The 16,457-nt window shown below is 36.4% G+C and carries 14 protein-coding genes; 11 read left to right on the top strand and 3 right to left on the bottom strand.

Translation table 11 applies throughout. The features are described 5' to 3' along the window. Positions 1 to 93: 93 nt before the first annotated feature. From HSISS3_RS12225 to HSISS3_RS02520, 3 genes are read right to left on the bottom strand one after another with little or no spacing between them, the layout of a single operon-like run. Positions 94 to 300 (bottom strand): hypothetical protein, encoded by a 207-nt coding sequence (locus tag HSISS3_RS12225; protein WP_042771711.1) that lies wholly within the window; start codon positions 298 to 300, stop codon positions 94 to 96. 2 nt (positions 301 to 302) lie between these two features. Continuing rightward, positions 303 to 617, bottom strand: coding sequence for a hypothetical protein (locus HSISS3_RS12220; protein ID WP_021151485.1), 315 nt, complete (start codon positions 615 to 617; stop codon positions 303 to 305). Further along, the gene (locus tag HSISS3_RS02520) at positions 601 to 1,431 is read right to left on the bottom strand and encodes a ParA family protein (protein ID WP_021151484.1); all 831 of its coding nucleotides are present in this window, start codon (positions 1,429 to 1,431) and stop codon (positions 601 to 603) included. Before HSISS3_RS02520 ends, HSISS3_RS12220 begins: the two co-directional genes overlap by 17 nt. Before the next feature lie 1,821 nt (positions 1,432 to 3,252). On the opposite strand from HSISS3_RS02520, the gene HSISS3_RS02515 reads away from it, so the two are divergent. From HSISS3_RS02515 to HSISS3_RS11915, 11 genes are all read left to right on the top strand, one after another. After that, a complete protein-coding gene (locus tag HSISS3_RS02515) occupies positions 3,253 to 4,593 on the top strand; it encodes a DUF3854 domain-containing protein (protein ID WP_021151483.1) in 1,341 nt (446 codons plus the stop codon). A 31-nt stretch (positions 4,594 to 4,624) separates the two neighbouring features. Next, positions 4,625 to 5,197, top strand: a complete 573-nt coding sequence (locus HSISS3_RS02510; protein ID WP_021151482.1) for a hypothetical protein — start codon at positions 4,625 to 4,627, stop codon at positions 5,195 to 5,197. Between the two features lie 136 nt (positions 5,198 to 5,333). Continuing rightward, positions 5,334 to 6,797 (top strand): hypothetical protein, encoded by a 1,464-nt coding sequence (locus tag HSISS3_RS02505; protein WP_021151481.1) that lies wholly within the window; start codon positions 5,334 to 5,336, stop codon positions 6,795 to 6,797. A 13-nt stretch (positions 6,798 to 6,810) separates the two neighbouring features. Then, entirely contained in the window at positions 6,811 to 7,593 is a 783-nt protein-coding gene (locus HSISS3_RS02500) for an ATPase, T2SS/T4P/T4SS family (RefSeq protein WP_021151480.1), read from the top strand. Positions 7,594 to 7,607: 14 nt separating this feature from the next. Beyond that, positions 7,608 to 8,072: a Cas9 inhibitor AcrIIA9 family protein gene (locus HSISS3_RS02495; RefSeq protein ID WP_021151479.1), complete on the top strand. Its 465-nt coding sequence runs from the start codon at positions 7,608 to 7,610 to the stop codon at positions 8,070 to 8,072. A gap of 322 nt (positions 8,073 to 8,394) precedes the next feature. Continuing rightward, positions 8,395 to 9,720 (top strand): PcfJ domain-containing protein, encoded by a 1,326-nt coding sequence (locus HSISS3_RS02490; RefSeq protein ID WP_240472093.1) that lies wholly within the window; start codon positions 8,395 to 8,397, stop codon positions 9,718 to 9,720. Positions 9,721 to 9,831: 111 nt separating this feature from the next. Beyond that, positions 9,832 to 10,179 carry a hypothetical protein gene (locus tag HSISS3_RS02485; RefSeq protein WP_021151477.1) on the top strand — a complete coding sequence of 116 codons (348 nt, stop codon included), beginning with the start codon at positions 9,832 to 9,834 and terminating at the stop codon, positions 10,177 to 10,179. A gap of 52 nt (positions 10,180 to 10,231) precedes the next feature. Further along, positions 10,232 to 10,885: a hypothetical protein gene (locus HSISS3_RS02480; RefSeq protein ID WP_240472092.1), complete on the top strand. Its 654-nt coding sequence runs from the start codon at positions 10,232 to 10,234 to the stop codon at positions 10,883 to 10,885. A 57-nt stretch (positions 10,886 to 10,942) separates the two neighbouring features. Then, complete coding sequence (locus HSISS3_RS02475; protein ID WP_021151475.1) at positions 10,943 to 15,352, top strand: SNF2-related protein; 4,410 nt, start codon at positions 10,943 to 10,945, stop codon at positions 15,350 to 15,352. Continuing rightward, complete coding sequence (locus tag HSISS3_RS12215; protein WP_021151474.1) at positions 15,309 to 15,752, top strand: immunoglobulin-like domain-containing protein; 444 nt, start codon at positions 15,309 to 15,311, stop codon at positions 15,750 to 15,752. The genes HSISS3_RS02475 and HSISS3_RS12215 overlap by 44 nt, the downstream gene beginning before the upstream one ends. Before the next feature lie 521 nt (positions 15,753 to 16,273). Then, positions 16,274 to 16,457: hypothetical protein (locus HSISS3_RS11915; RefSeq protein ID WP_042771781.1), on the top strand; the 184-nt coding region annotated here is incomplete at its 3' end.

The raw sequence follows: 16,457 nt of genomic DNA, 5'->3' as shown, positions 1-16,457 counted from the left end.
AAAGTGTAGTAATTACCTACACTTTTGTATGCAAAAAAAGATTTCAATACGAGTTACCTACATTTTTGTATGATAACTACATGTTAAACTTAATTACTTAAAACTCAACTCAGTTTCTACCAATGTATTAAACAACTCCTTTTGTTCTTCATCTAGAAGTTGGTACATCTGATCTAACATTTCAGTGAATAACTTATCAGATCCTCCGCGTTTAGGATAATTGCCATTTTCTCCTTTGAGGTCTTTTTTATTTAAAACAGCTCTTAATGCACTAAAACGAGACATTGATAATTGTGTCATATTTAGATTTGAACGCACTTTTTCTTCCGGAGTTTTTGCTGGTTCAAGTTTAGTTGGAATTTTGTTTTTTCTTTTTTCTGAGTAACAATGTTTACTTTTTTTGGAGAAACAGCAGCTTTTTTGGGTTCTACACTTGCTTCAGTTAGATAGGTAATATCATGCTTCTCCTTGAGTTTATCAATTACTACTTCTTCAATCTCTTTCCCTTTAAAAAAACGGTCAAATACTTCTTTAGCTGTTGTGCGATCATTTGATTCAACAGCTGTTAAAAGGTTATTATAATTTCTTTGTTGGATAGTATTAAGCTTTTTCGCCATTGTGTTCTCCAATCGTCTTAATTAGTTCATTCATAACATTTGTGATTTGTTTTTGAGGGATGCTATAGCCACTATTTGTAAAAACATTTGCTTGATTAGCAATCATATCTTTGTATTGTTTATTATTAAATAAGTATTGCTCAAAAACTTTAGTATTATGTTCTTCCGCAATTTTCTCAAGAGTTGTTACTGCTTCTCTTGCTTTGACTTGTTTAATTGATTTTTTACTAAAGCCGGGCCCTTTATCAACCTGAGTTATAACGATTCCAGCAATAACAATATCAATTCCAAAGAAAGAAAATCCTTCTTGAACAGCTTCAATATCTTCGATTGTATCTTTTACACCTTCAATACCAAACTTATCAGGTGTAGTAGGAATAAGAACATAAACTTTCGAATTTGTAAAAAGGGTACTTGTTGTAGAAACACCAAAGAACGGAGGTGTATCAAAGAGTACAAAATCGTAGTAATCATTGATATCTTGAACTACGTTCCTTAAACGAAAATCCCTATCTTTTAGTCCTGAAGCTTCACTCTCCCAGTTCTTCATCAGCTTACTACCTGGAAGCAGATCATATCCGTCAACCGGGACAATAGCATCAGCTACTTCTACTTCTTTTTTTAGTACAGAATAAATCCCTTCTTGTTCGTCTTCGTTCACTCCTGCTGCCGTAGTTAGATTGCACTGACCATCTAGATCACCTGCACACGTTTTATATCCAGCATTTCCTAGAGCTTGAGCCAATAATAAACTTAATGTTGTTTTGGCTGCTCCTCCTTTTTCATCCATCACTACGATTGTATTTGCAACCATATCTACTCCTTTCAATCCGATATGTACGATACACTATGTATAACAATGCGATACATATTTAACTACTTAAAGTATACCATATAGAAATTCAATAGCAAGTACTGTGTAAGATATATCGTAAACAATACATGATACACTATGTATAGTATATAAAAATAATGTTTCCTAACAAGGTTATCACGCATTAGCTAATACATAGTGTATCGTTTACTATATACTATTCAAAAGCATAACATATTACTGAGTATCAAACCACAACAAAAGTTATACCCGATACACTATATATTATGTAAAAAAGATAATGTATAATAGAGGATGTATCTTACAGATATATATTATACATACTGTATTGATATATAGTGTATAGTATTATGTTCGAGTTCTAACTCAAACATAATACCATTTGCTCACTACACTATACATAGCATTACTATATATAAATGACTAACAAAACAAATTGCAATTTTTTAATCGTATATTATAAACGATGTAGAGTATATAGACAAACAATGTAATGCAAAGCATTATATCGTATATCTTTTATAAAATACTTCTGGAAATAAAGAAAATTAACGCACATCACCATACACGATACATTATATACTATATAAAATATAAGAATGTACTCTAGACGACGTATTTATTCCATATATAATATACATAATGTATCGATATATAGTGTATATCACTATATTCGACTTTCTACTCAAATATTACACACTACACTATACATAACCTCACTATATATAGTGTAGTGCAAAGAAAGAAAAACTTTGTAGTATGCTATAGACGATGTAAGATATATCGTTAAGTAATGTACTGCTAGGTATTATATCGTATATTCTTTATTCATTCATTTAATATAATAAATAAGAACAGTTCTATCACAAGACGATACCTAATACATTATGTAATGTGAATAATGTATAGTTTCTTTATTTATCGTATATAGTAGATAATATACGATGCATATTGAACGATACATTAAAGAACTATATATGATTATATTCTTATTGGTTAATAAGTTATATTTAAAATTAGTATAAAGAGTGTTCTAGATTATTTACGATACAAGATACATAGTTTATCAATGTATCTTGTATTTCTTTTTTCATGACGACTGATTCTTCGCTTATTACTATTGGTGGACTATACATAATGTGTTGTAAACTATAGACTATGTATAGTATATAATACAATGAAGAGTAGTATATATGGTTATAATTCGAATAACGATAAACTTGTAATGTTAGTTGCTCTTTGCTATACTAAAGACATAAATTGTTTAATTTATATTTTTTCCACCACCTCAAACGGTGAACCTTTGGTCACGTGACTAAAGAAAATAGAAGCATGGAGGAGGAGATGCTATTTCTGGTTCTGTCCCAGCAATAGGTATCCCATGTTTGATTGGGTTAAAAGGGAGCGTACTCGCTTTTAGCTATCAGTTAAGCCATCAGACAGAAGAAGGGGCTTGACGCTTACAACAGGTACGAGATAATTTGCCTTTAATTTTTTGAAAGGCTACAACAAACGTTATTAGCAGATAAAAGCATAACGAGAAGTTTCCTATGATTTTCCATAGGCACGCGCAACCTTGTTTTTAGAGACAAGGCTTGCCGGCTTCTTTGTTATGCTTTTTTTGTTTTGAGTTTGAGTAGTCGGACAAAAAAGGAAGGTGACATCTCGATGATTAGAGGTGAGGTACAGGTGTTTCCATCACTAAATTGTCGTCATGCGGAGGAAAGACTACGAACAGGTGTTCGAGACTTTCCAAGGTCACTTTAAAACAACAATGTTATATTTTATAAGGAGAAAAAAATGACAAAAATTATTACGATTGGACAAACCGAGATGATTCGGGTAGGACGTGATTACCCTTGCCCTATTTGTGGCAAACCAGATTGGTGTCTGGTTTTTGCAGATCAATCTAAAGCAGTCTGTGCTAGAAAGATTGACCCAGACAAACCACAATTTGGTAGTGCTGGGACGATTTATGATTTGGATCCCCAAAAAGCTAAAGACGTGACTTTTGAACCTAGTTGGAAAAGTCAGCCTTTGGCAAGTATCTCAACACTTCACAAGGTAAATTCTCTTGTGATTGAAGTGTTGGGATTAACTAAGGACCATGTCAAGCACTTAACAAGTGCAGAACGAGGTCTTTCTGTTGAGACTATTGCACTGCGTGGCTATGCTTCATCAACAAAGCAAACACGCCAGAAGCAGGTTGATACAACAGTATCTCACCCAGCAACTATTTGGGAAAAGCTCTTTGTTGCAAATGGGCTTCCTAAAGATGCTTGGCGTGGAGTTCCTGGTTTCTATTGGAACGAAAACGCAAAATGTCCTATTTTTGAATCAAAAGATGGAATTCTAATTCCATGTCGCAATTCTTGGGGACAAATTGTAGGTTTTCAAGTACGTCTTGATAACATTAGTTATCAAGCCAAAGTAAACGAAGCCTTTCAAGAGGGACGAAATGCACGTACTGCTAAAGTCTTCCAAAATGAAGATGGAAGTTTCGATTGGTATGTGTTTGCTAAAGGTTCATCACGCGAACTAGCAAGTGGGACAACTAAGAAAACTAGTGTTAAACTTCTTTCTGGACTTGAGTTGACATTTAAAAAAGGGCAAAAGTATGTCTTTGTTTCGTCAGCATATAAGCCAGAAGGAACAAGTGCTAAGTCTTTTCCACATTTTGCTTATTCTGATGACATTTTAGAACAAGCACGCTTTTCGGATGAAGGCAAGGCTAAAGTCAACCTTATGAGTAAGGTTGATAACCTTCTAGTTACGGAAGGTTTGCTTAAAGGAGATATCACCGTATCAGTTGCGAAAAACACTCGTCTTTCTCAATTGGGGAATATCTGTGTTATCTCTATGGCAGGAGTAGCAGCATGGCGTCCTATCTCGGACTTTATTGGAAAGACTGAACTCAAAAAGGTCAAACCTATTTATCTAGCCTTTGACCAAGACTTTGAGGATAATGACTCAGTATTTGAACGTATGTATGACATGGTTCAAGATCTAGTTACGAAGCAATCTTGTACGGTTCGTGCTCTAATCTGGCCTCACGAAAAGGGAATCGATGATTTCCTTTTGAAAGCTTCTCCAGAAGAAAAGATTAAGTTCAAAACGTATAATAAACAGGATATGGTATAATGAAGAAAAATTATTTGGAGACGTATAAGGGTTGGATATCAAGAAAGTAGAGCGACTGATCTTTGAAATCAACACCATTCATATAAAGTATTCAGAAGAGTATTTTGAAAGTGGTAAACTTGCTAAAGTCAATCTTAATCACACTTTTGCGAAGGTGCCAGTTGATGAGATTCTAAAATATCGTTTGAATCTGCACGAATCTATCAACGATTATTTGATGGTAGCAGATGTCAGCGATATTAGTTACTTCTATAGAGTGAAGACATCTGAATCTATTTTAGATAAGATTGAGCGTTTTACTAAAAGAGCAGAAGGGTATCCAGTAAATTCGGTTTTAAATGATATTTTTGGAGCACGTGTCATTTTGCCAACATCTGTCATTACTGAAGTGATGGATCGTTTAGATGATTGGAAGGAAGAATACGGTCTTAAAAATTGGTATTTAAAAGATACTGAAGACTATACTGGCATCCATCTCTACTTTAAAAACAAGAGTCATTTCTATTATCCTTGGGAATTACAAATCTGGGATAAGAATGATATTTTTCGAAATATAGAGAGTCACAAACGAGATTATGCAAGGAAACTTGATAACAATAATTAGGTTTCCTTTTTTACGGAATAAATTGTATGTCATACTATGTATAGTTCATAGTGTATCGTACATAGTACATATAAGAGAAAGAGGAAGGTAGTAGCTTTAAGCTTTACCTTCCTTTTTGCTATTAAGGAGAAAAACAATGGCAAATTTACTAGCAGTAGCACAACAAACAACTAAAAAAGTCACTTTTCCGAAGATAAAAGAGACTGATAAAGCTGCAGATATCGTGAGAAGGTTTTGTATTTATTATGCGAATATTCGTAGATATCAATGTCAGGAACTTTTATCTCAAGAAGTCGGAGCAGTAGCAGTAGAGGTATTCGGACAAGATAATGTCTATACAGCCTATAAAGTCAAAGACATCATGGCTGATATTGAAACCATTGGTTATGATCAAGCTTATTTTTCGAATAAGCTAAAAAGACTGTTCGAGGGCATGAGTTTGAGGGATGAAGAAAATCAGGAATACCTTTTCGGTGAACAGATTCTTCTCACACTCCATGGGAGTAGATTACCTGCTACTAAAAGTGCAGAAGATACCAAACGCACTTTGTATCTTCTCATTGTCGACGATTCAAAGGTTAGAGTACCTTTGAAGAAAAACCTAAGTTTTTGGAGAGAGAGTAGTTCTCAAACGAGGTATGGACTAGTATCTTTTAGCTTTCTTGAATTGATGTCTATCCATAGTGAAGGTATCTACAAGGAATGTAGTTATTATGGAAATATCCAAAAGATAGCTAACGTTCTTAAAAGAGAGTATGAAGATGCTCTTGCAGCTAACCTTAATGCACAATATGTTAATCAGTCAACTAAGACGATAGCCAGTGTACGTGAGGATAAAATCTTTCAAGATCATGAAATGAACAGTAATACGTCATTTCTTGATTTAGGGTTTTCGAAAGTTGAAGTAGATACCGAGCGTTATCGAGGTAGTGATTTTGATAAGGAGAAATTCAGGGTTCTAGAGAACGAATGGGAGAAGTTGTGTAATCACTTACCTCATTCTACTGTAGAACCCGAACTCAAATTCCGAAAGCTAGGAAAACATAAAGCAAGCGGACTTTATGTGCCAGGGTTAAATATCATGGCAGTTGATGTAAGAGATTCCTCATCATTCATACATGAGTATGGACATTATTTAGACTATACGTATGATCAATCAGGTATCATTAGCTCTACATCACATAGCTTTAAGGATATTCGTAATATCTACAAGGCTAGCTTGCTGAAACTTATTCAAATAGCAGAGGAAACCAGAACGGACTTAGCTCAAGCTGTTCATATTAAGAAGAAGTTGGATTATTATTTGACACCGACTGAAGTGTTTGCACGTGGCTTTGAGTGGTGGGTTTTTGAAACTTATACCAAAGATTCTGAACTGCTATCTGATGAAGCTACTTACTATACTCGATTAGAGTATAGGGCTTTGAGTCAATGTCGACACCTTTTGTTCGCATTTTTTGACACGTTCTTTGAGAACTATCGTGCAATGCAACCTATTTATAAGGTTGAGAAGGAGCCAAAAACACTAGTAGCTTGTCGAAAGCCACTTAAAGATAAACCAACAACTGAAGGAGAACAGTTAAGCTTATTTGAGTTCTGAGAGGAGAAAAACAATGATTGTAAACAATATTTTAAAAGAAGCTATCGATAATAATATCCAAGATATTACCTTCTTCCCACATGGTGAAGATTACGAGGTAGTATTTAGAACTGCTGATGTTAAACAGGTCCATGACTTCATTTCATCAGAGGATGCGGATGCTCTATTTTGTCATATTAAATCTATAGCTGATATGGACGTAACAAAAAACCGTTGTAGTCAGGTAAGGACTTGTGACTATCAGTTGGATGATGGTAGAGTAATCACCATTAGGATATCGACGATAGTTAATTTTCAAGGACTAGAAACGATGTCTATCCGACTTATTCATGTGAATGAGCGACGAATTTCTTTGAGTGAGTTTGATAGTAGTCGTATGGAAGAAGTGCTTGAACAAGTAAGCATTCCAGGCTTACATGTCATTACTGGTCCTGCAGGTGTCGGCAAAACGACTTTAGCCTACTCGTTACTTGCTGAAGCTTTTAAAGAAGGTGAAGTCATAACAATTGAAAGACATGTCGAGATTAAGGAAATGTCTTTTTACCAACTACAAGTCAATAAAGCTAACGGTATGGAACTGGAAAAGCTCGTGACTTTTGTATTACGCTTCAACCCTGATGTCTTGTTTATTGGTGAAGCTAATACACAAGAAGAAGTAGAAGCAGTAATTAAGGCTGTTTCTGCAGGATTAAGTGTCGTTACAACAGCTTATCAAGATGACTTTTCAATCCCACACGATGTTTTAGAAATGACACAAGGAAAAGATGGGAAACGAAACGTAGCTTTGATTAAATAAAAGAGGAGAAAACAATGACTGATACAATTAAGATTGATGCTTTTGACTGCTTCATGGCAGTAAGCCATTTTGATGAAGAAATGGCTGAAGCACATACACCGACTGAGGATGCTATTCATAATTGGATAGTTGATCATCAAGAGGATGATGAGCTGATTGCTGGGATTCTTAAACATCTGGATCGTACGATTAAGGATGCTATGGCTTACTGCATCAGAAAAGCCAGTAAATCTGACTATAGAAATGGTCAAGGTGCTATGGTTGATGATGCCACAGTCTTTTCTTGGGTTAAAGAGTATTTTACCGCTGAGAAGGTTGAGACCAAATCCGTTGTAGGGAAAATGACTACTGGTAGTAAGAAATCAACCAAGCAACCAACTAAGAAGCCAAAAAAGAAACAGAATAAGAGCCTAAATAAAACAGAAACTAAAAAGAAAGTTCCAACTAAGAAAAACCTAAAAAGGATGGGAAACAGTTAGATCTTTTTTCAGATTTATCTGTTGAAGAAGGGGAATTTTAACAACAAGGAAAGAAAAATGGTCCTAGGGCCATTTTTTTATGATTAAGGAGAAAAACAATGGCAAAATCAAATAAGAGTATTCAAGATATCGTTGACAATCGTCTAAAAGTTCCTAACGGGTTCTTCAAGTGGGCGAAGAATGATTTTCCTATCTATGAATGGACTAATAAGTCCAGGACAATTATCTCTTCAGACCGAAAAAATTTTCGGAAAAGGTCACAAAACGCTTATCACTTAACAGCCGTTTAACCTTTGTAGGAGATACTTTTTACTTTGTCTGGATGGGAGTCACAAAGAAACGCATTGAAATGCAAATGTATGCCGTAACTCAATCATTTGAAGAAGGAAAAGAAAAGTTTGACGTCAGCCTTTATAACTTTTATCAGCTTGCCAACAATAAGATGGTGAAAGCACACTCGGATCCATATCTTTCAGTCCAAAAAGGTAAAGAAATCTATAGTACTGGATTCCAAAATCAGAGAAATGCTCTCTTTTTCGGTTCTGGTGCATTTAGTGTCTATACGCTTTATGGTGGTATGGAAAATCTTATTGAAAAGTTACAATCAAAATCTGAGTTGAGATACTTAGATTTTGATGAAGTGATTAAAGAAAATTTTGAGATAAGCTTAGTGCTACCTCATCTTTATAAATATAGAGAGCGTATTGAATTCGCCCAAAAAATTAAGGCGCGTGGAATCGTCAAAGATTTGGTAGGGTCTACGTTTTATAAATCATATTACTCATATAGTCTAGGACATAGTCATGCAAATATGAGTAAGGTTACCACGAACTTTCTTAAAAGGAATAAACCGTATCTAAAAAATACGGATATAAATGTTGAAAAGGCATTTTTCGAGGAAGATTTGCGTAGACGATATGGTCGAACCTTCGAGGGGTTATATGAGTTGATTATAAACGCTATGATTTCTGACAAGAAGCCACTAATTAAGCGTTTGGAAAGTATCATACCATCCACTGTGAAACCAATTCGTTTTATTAACTGGATGATGAAAAACAATATCTCCATTCGTGATTATGAGGACTATCAAGAAATGGTAGAAGCTCTGGGAATTCCATTTGATGGAGATTATGTAGTTATCCCAAAAAATTGGGAAAATAAACATACAGAGATCGTAGAAAATTATTCAGCTCTTCTCGAGAATCAACAAGCACGTGGTACATATTTACGTGTAACTAATGCTGTCAGAGATTTGAGAGTAGAGAAACAACGCCTTGAGGACGAAAAGAAAGAGGCGAAGTTGAGGGTTGAAACAGCTAAACGTTTGACAAACATGATGAAGGCTCAGACCGCATTTGACAAGTATGCTTTTATCTTTCCTAAAGACGAAAGTGAAATTGTCAAAGAAGGCAAAATCCTACATCATTGTGTTGGAAGTTATGCAAAAAAACACTTTGTCTACGGAACTTCTATTATTGTCTTTGTTCGTGATAAAGCACACAGAGAAACCCCTCTCTATACTCTTGAATTGAAAAACAATAGGATTATTCAACTGAAAGGAGAAAGGAACAAATCCGCAGATGAAGAGGCAAAGAAAGAAGCAGAACTTTTTTTAGCCCATTGTGGAAAGCTTAAAATTGAGTTTTAGATAAGAGGAGAAAAAATGAAACCGAGAACTCATTATGAGTCAACTGCGTTTTCATGTTATACTAGAGATAACACTATACGTGATTTCATGTATAATTCAGGGAGAAACGTCATGAAGTTGACTATTGTTCTTTATAACAATAAAAAGATGATTGGAAAATACCTGGTTGATACAATCAGTAAAACCTTAGATACGTTTGAAAGGGAAGATGATTTTTTGTTGAACACAGAATTCACCTATGAACGTATGGTAGATTTTCTAAAAGGGCGTCAAATTGATTTTGGACGAAAAAACCGAAAGGAACTTTTAGGTTATACCTATACAGCTCCCGATGTCTGGCACGAAATTGCTATGACACACGGTTTTGATACCGATGATTTTTATTGGGTATCAATACCAGAACTCAATGATGAGCCATTTGTTTTAGAAGATCATCATCCTAATTTGAGTAGAAAATAGGAGAGATACTATGACTGTATTTACCTCTAGCAAAGGAACTCAAGAGAAATGGTTGAAAGATGACTATTTCTATAAAAGAGACTTTTTTGGTGGGGAGGCTGAAGCTGAGTTTCTAGTATCTGAGTTTTTGAAAAGTTGTGGGATTGAAGATTATGTACCTTACGAAAAAGTAGGTAGTGATCTTTGTCGTTCACAAAATTTCATACCAGAAGGTGGAAGCTTCGTTACGATGTTTCGTTTGCTACAACAAAGGGGGTATACGGAATCAGATATCGAACAAATAGCCAAGAAACAACCTCAAGAGCAGTATAACTTTTTGAAAAAAGAGTTGGCTGAGATTGGTTTTTCAGAAGCTGAGCTTGATTCGATATTTGCCAGACTCTTTGAGATTGATCGCTTAACCTTAAATGTTGATAGACACTGGAATAACTTTGGTATTATCTTTTCTAAAGATGAACCGCCATATCTATTAACTTTGTTTGATTTTGGTTACTCTCTAGGAGTTACCTTTCCCAGAACAATGCCCACGCATGTAGCTATTCGTAAGAGTAAAGCTATGACAGTCAGCAAAAGCTTTGATAAGCAATGTGAACTGGCTGGAGCATTCTCTTTTGACATTCAAGATAGTTTTATTGAGTTCCTCAAAAACAGGAAAACACGAGAGGCTCACATATTTTTGAGTCGTATAAACAAATACTACAACTAAAAAGAAAGACTTGGTATTATACCAGGTCTTTTTTAGTTTTAAGGAGAAAGAACAAGAATGGAAGAACAAAAACAAAATAAAACAATGACTAAAGCAGAAAAGGTTCAAGCTAACCTTTCTGCCATTAAACTTGTGAAAGCACTCGAAGCAGATAACCGTCTAGCTGATAGTGCTGAACAAGAAATTCTCTATAACTATGTTGGTTGGGGAGGACTTGCTAACGATTTCTTTGATAGTAAGATTAATCGTTTTGCAAAAGAGCGTGATGAGCTAAAAAGTCTTGTCACTAAAGAAGAATACCGTGCGATGGAAATGAGCTCCTTGACGGCTTACTACACAAGTCCAGAGATTGCTACTGCAATGTGGGATAAGATTGTAGAAAGTGGTTTTAAAGGAGGTAATATTCTTGATCCATCAATGGGTACTGGTATCTTCTTTGAAACAATGCCAGAGGATATCAAGAAGAATTCTACTCTTTATGGAATTGAACTTGATACCATTACAGGTGCTATTGCTAAACACCTTCATCAAGATGCTACTGTTTTAGTCCAAGGATTTGAAACAGTAAACTTTGAAGGGACACCATTTGACTTGGTCATTACGAATGTTCCATTTGCGGATGTTCGCATTGTCGATAAAGCTTATGATAATAAACCTTATCGTATTCATGATTACTTCTTTAAGAAAGCTATCGATTTGGTACCCTATCATGGGATGGTTGCTGCTATCACTTCAACTGGTACTGCAGATAAGAGTGCTGGTTCAATTCTGCCAGAACTCCGTCGTAGCGGAACTCAGTTTTTAGGTGGTGTCCGCTTACCAAATACTGCTTTTAAAGATGCTGGAACACGAGTGGTAACAGATATCCTATTTTTCCAAAAAGGAGCTTTTATCCCTGTTCCCGATAATAATATCGACTTCTGGTCTTCAGATAGAAATAAACTCCCCTTTGATAAACGTGTCTCACTCAATCCCTATTTCTTCCAGGATGCTATTTGTAAAAATCCTTGTGTCCTAGGTGATTATCAGGTACGTCATTTCAATGGTGGAACACTGGATCTTGTGGTAGATAGCTCTTTTGACTTAGTTTCAGAGCTTCAAGAAGCACTATCAAAAGTAACAGTGCCTTTCGAAGTAGAGAGACTAGAACCTCGTGATATTATCCTTAAAGAAGAAGTGAATCATCTTGACCAAGGCTTGCTTACTTCACTTGACATTCGATTGAACGAGTATGCTTGTGATAAAAATGGGCGTGTTTATTATCGTGATAACACGTCTATCCGTCCTAGCTCACGCGCAGCTGAAATGATTTTTTATCAAGACGAACAAGGACAGTTCGTAAAATACGATGATAAATACAAAGAAGAAGCCATTTTAGACTTTGAAGCAGCAGTAGAAGCAGACCCTAATATTGTTACAAATACATGGGTAAGTCAAACACCTTCTAAAGCAGCTAAAAGTAAAGGGCTATACAAAGGTATTTATTTCTATGAAACACCCCTTACGGATACAGAAAACAAGCGTATTCGTGGCATGGTTGCTATCAAAAATGCGTATCAAGCCATTATTGATATTCAAATGACGACAGACTATGATGAAGGGAAATTCAAACAACTGCTTGCAACACTTAATCAAGCCTACGATACTTTCAAGAAGAAGTATGGTTATATCAATCAAGCGGTGAATGCTCGCCTCTTTGACCGAGATGACCGTTATCCTCTTATCGCTAGTCTTGAATTAGAGGAGTTGGACGAGAATGACAGCTCAAAGGTAGTCTTTGTGAAGTCAGATGCTTTTAAAAAGCCAACTATTCGTCCTAAAAAACACCTCCATCAAGTGATGTCAGCAGTAGAAGCCTTGAATGTGTCGCTTTCAGAAGGTCGTGGCGTTGATTTGAACCTCATGAGTTCTGTCTATCCAGATGTTTCAGAAGATATGATGATTTCTGAACTAGGTGAGACCGTGATGATTGATGTGGAACGCTATATTGATGATAAGACTGTACACTATGTTACTAAGGATAAATTCCTTTCAGGTGATGTTCTTGCTAAACGTGATTGCATTAACTCTCTCATTGAAGACGGAGATACACAAGCGGATTGGGAACGTTATTTGGAATTGATTTTATCTGTTGTACCAGAACCAGTTGTCTTATCTGATATTGATTTCAGCATTGGTTCTAGCTGGATTCCTAGTAACGTCGTTTCTCAATGGGTGTTTAGTGAATTGTTGGATGAAAAGGTTGGTCTCCATTCTGAAGAAGCTAAATCACTATTAGTGACATCCAGAATCGGACGAGGTTTCAACGAACGCTTGTTAAACTGCTATATGAGTCGTCAATCTAACCTTCGTTTAGGTCTACGTGATGAGTACAATAAAAGCTACTCACACGCAACAGATATTGTGGCTCACTTGCTTACAAGTAATCAACCAACAATCATGCGTAACTTTGGTACGACTGAAAACCCGATACGTAAGGTTGATGAAGTGGCTACAGCAAACCTACGTGAGTGTGAACGTGTTCTACAAGAAAGCTTTAAGAACTTTATTCATGAAAATCCAACAGTTCAAGAAGTGATTGAGGATACCTACAATGAAGTCTTTAATCGCTATGTGACACGTCAATATGATGGAAGTCTCTTGGAATTTGATGGGTTGGCTAAAGGAGTAGAGCTTCGCCCTCACCAAAAAAATGCGGTACAACGTATTCTTGAAGAGAGACGTGCACTGCTTGCTCACGAAGTGGGTACTGGTAAGACACTAACCATGATTTCTGCAGCTTTCAAGATGAAAGAACTTGGGCTTATTCATAAACCATTGTTTGTAGTTCCATCTAGTCTAACAGCACAATTTGGTCAAGAAATTATGCGTTTCTACCCTACCAAGAAAGTGTTTGTTACGACTGAGCAGGACTTTGAAAAGTCACGCCGTCGCTTGTTCGTTTCTCGTATTCTAACGAGCGACTATGATGGTATTGTGATTGGGCATTCTCAATTTGAGAAAGTTCGTGTCTCACAAGAACGTGAACAAGCCTTTATTTCTGAAAAGATTGATGAGCTTGATGAGATCATTGGTTACGCAAAAGCTAATGACGACAAAATTACTTTTAAGCAAGCACAATCTATGCGTAGAAGTCTTGAGGCAAACTTAGAAACGTTGCTTGAAAACAAGACTGGTATTGATGAGTTTATCAACTTTGAAAGCCTTGGTATTGATATGCTTTTTGTTGATGAAGCCCACGGGTACAAGAATGTCCGTCCTATGACACGTTTGGGGAACGTTGCTGGTATTACCAACCGTACCTCAAAAAAGAATATGGATATGGAAATGAAGGTGCGCGTGCTTCAAGAAGAGCATGATACACGTCACGTTGTCTTTGCGACTGGAACACCAGTTTCCAACTCTATTAGCGAAATGTATACGATGATGAATTATCTTCAACCAGATGTCATGGAACACTTCGGTGTAAGTTTCTTTGATGCTTGGGTTGGTGCGTTTGGGATTGTTGAGAATAGTCTTGAACTTAACCCTACTGGAGACAAGTATATTTCACGTAAACGCTTTGCTAAATTTATGAATCTCCCTGAGCTGATGGCGATTTATCGTCAGACTGCAGATATCCAAATGACTGAAGACCTTAATCTTCCAGTTCCTATGGTAGAAAAGGTAGCGGTTGAAAGTCAGTTGACTGAGAACCAAAAAGTTTATTTGGATGAGCTTGTAGAACGCTCAGACCGAGTTAAAAATGGGAATGTAGATCCTAGTGAAGATAACATGCTCAAAATCACTAGTGAAGCCAGAAAGTTGGCTTTAGACATGCGTTTGCTTGATGCGGAGTTCTATGTAAGAGCTGATGCAGATAAACTCATGCAAGTGGTTGAGCGAGTGGACAAGATTTATCACATGGAGGCTAAGCATAAAGGGACACAAATGATTTTCTCTGACCTTGGAACTCCTAATGGCAAGGGTTTCTCTGTTTATCAAGAGTTGAAAGATTTGCTTGTTGAACGAGGAATTCCAGAAGAAGAGATTGCTTTTATTCACGATGCTGCTAACAAAAAGGCTAAGCTCCAACTTCAACGTCAAATGAATGCTGGTGAGATTCGTATTCTCATGGCTTCAACGGAAAAAGGGGGAACCGGTCTTAACGTACAACGTCGTATGAAAGCTGTTCATCATCTCGATGTGCCTTGGAAACCGTCTGATATTATCCAACGTAATGGACGCTTGGTTCGTCAAGGAAATATCTATCGTAAGGTAAATATTTTCCACTATATCACTAAAGGAAGCTTTGATAACTACCTTTGGCAGATTCAAGAAACAAAGCTCCGTTATATTACGCAAATCATGACCAGTCGTACACCGATGCGAGCTTCAGAGGATATTGACGAGCAAACACTCTCAGCCTCTGAATTTAAAGCCATTGCGACAGGCAATCCATGCACCAACTATTGCTTCAGCTGTTGAAGGAAACAGAAAAACTGTCGAACAAGGTGCTCAACTGGACCTTACTTCTCTTGTGACAGTGGCAGATAAAGAAGATGATGCTCAAGCAACACTAGGTGATAAGGTACATGCTGAAGTCGTTTCAGTAAATGGAAACACAGCAACCAAGACAGTTGATACAAACACCCCAGGCACTTATACAGTTAAGTATAAAGCTGTTGATAGCCAAGGTAAAGAGTCAGGTGAGATTGAAGTTACTGTAGTTGTAAATCCTGCACGTCAAAACGAGGCTCCTACAGTAGAGATTCCATATTCAGATCCAGCTCCAAACAAAAAGAAGTTTATCTATATACTGGAGAAGAAGCTGACGTTGATATTACCTTTAACGACGATTCTGGAAAAATTAAATCCGCATCATTAAGAAAAGGTGGAAATATTGCCTTAAATAATATTGATGGGAACCCAGAAAAACAAAATAATGAATGGGGCTACACTGTAACAGCGATTAATTCTGAAACTGCTACACCAGCAAAAATTAAAGTTACTGGACAAGTTTCTGGTATTGCTGAAAGTAGACTTCCAAAAACAGAAAACGACTCTCTAGAGCTTGTAACTCGTTTTGCCACTGCAACTGATACAGATGGTGCAGAGATTTCCAATAATGCAACAAAAACTAAAAATAATGGAGAAGTAGTTGGTACTTACCTGACTGACCCAGGTGCAGTAACTTTCGTATTAAAAGCACAAACTAAAAAATATGATATCAAAACTCCATCAGAAGCAGATAAAGTAACCGTATCAAATGCTAACAATGTTACTGATAAAGAGTTTGAAAAAATTAAAGAGAAAGTTAAAGTTGAATATTCTCAAAACAATCCAGATGCACGTTTAGCTGACAAAAAAGGTCAGGAAGTAGAAGATGCTTCAAAAGTTGTTGATAAAGTGGAAAAAGATGGAAACAATGTTGTTGTAACCTATAAAGATGGTTCTAAAGATACAAAACCATTAACAGAATTTGTAGTCAAAGACACCACAGCTCCAGCGAAACCAGTCGTCGATACAGACCTTACAGGTAAAGCCGGTACTAAGACACCAGTTGAAGTGAGTGCAGAACCAGGATCAACAG

The organism is Streptococcus sp. HSISS3 (assembly GCF_000448605.1).
GTDB classification, from domain to species: domain Bacteria; phylum Bacillota; class Bacilli; order Lactobacillales; family Streptococcaceae; genus Streptococcus; species Streptococcus raffinosi.
The sequence above is the reverse complement of the archived record's forward strand: the minus strand, read 5'-3'. Positions and strand labels throughout refer to the sequence as shown.

Coding starts and splice junctions, on each gene's coding strand:
- HSISS3_RS12225 (WP_042771711.1), bottom strand. CDS start 300: ATGACACAATTATCAATGTCTCGTTTTAGTGCATTAAGAGCTGTTTTA.
- HSISS3_RS12220 (WP_021151485.1), bottom strand. CDS start 617: ATGGCGAAAAAGCTTAATACTATCCAACAAAGAAATTATAATAACCTT.
- HSISS3_RS02520 (WP_021151484.1), bottom strand. CDS start 1,431: ATGGTTGCAAATACAATCGTAGTGATGGATGAAAAAGGAGGAGCAGCC.
- HSISS3_RS02515 (WP_021151483.1), top strand. CDS start 3,253: ATGACAAAAATTATTACGATTGGACAAACCGAGATGATTCGGGTAGGA.
- HSISS3_RS02505 (WP_021151481.1), top strand. CDS start 5,334: ATGGCAAATTTACTAGCAGTAGCACAACAAACAACTAAAAAAGTCACT.
- HSISS3_RS02500 (WP_021151480.1), top strand. CDS start 6,811: ATGATTGTAAACAATATTTTAAAAGAAGCTATCGATAATAATATCCAA.
- HSISS3_RS02495 (WP_021151479.1), top strand. CDS start 7,608: ATGACTGATACAATTAAGATTGATGCTTTTGACTGCTTCATGGCAGTA.
- HSISS3_RS02490 (WP_240472093.1), top strand. CDS start 8,395: ATGGGAGTCACAAAGAAACGCATTGAAATGCAAATGTATGCCGTAACT.
- HSISS3_RS02485 (WP_021151477.1), top strand. CDS start 9,832: ATGAAGTTGACTATTGTTCTTTATAACAATAAAAAGATGATTGGAAAA.
- HSISS3_RS02475 (WP_021151475.1), top strand. CDS start 10,943: ATGGAAGAACAAAAACAAAATAAAACAATGACTAAAGCAGAAAAGGTT.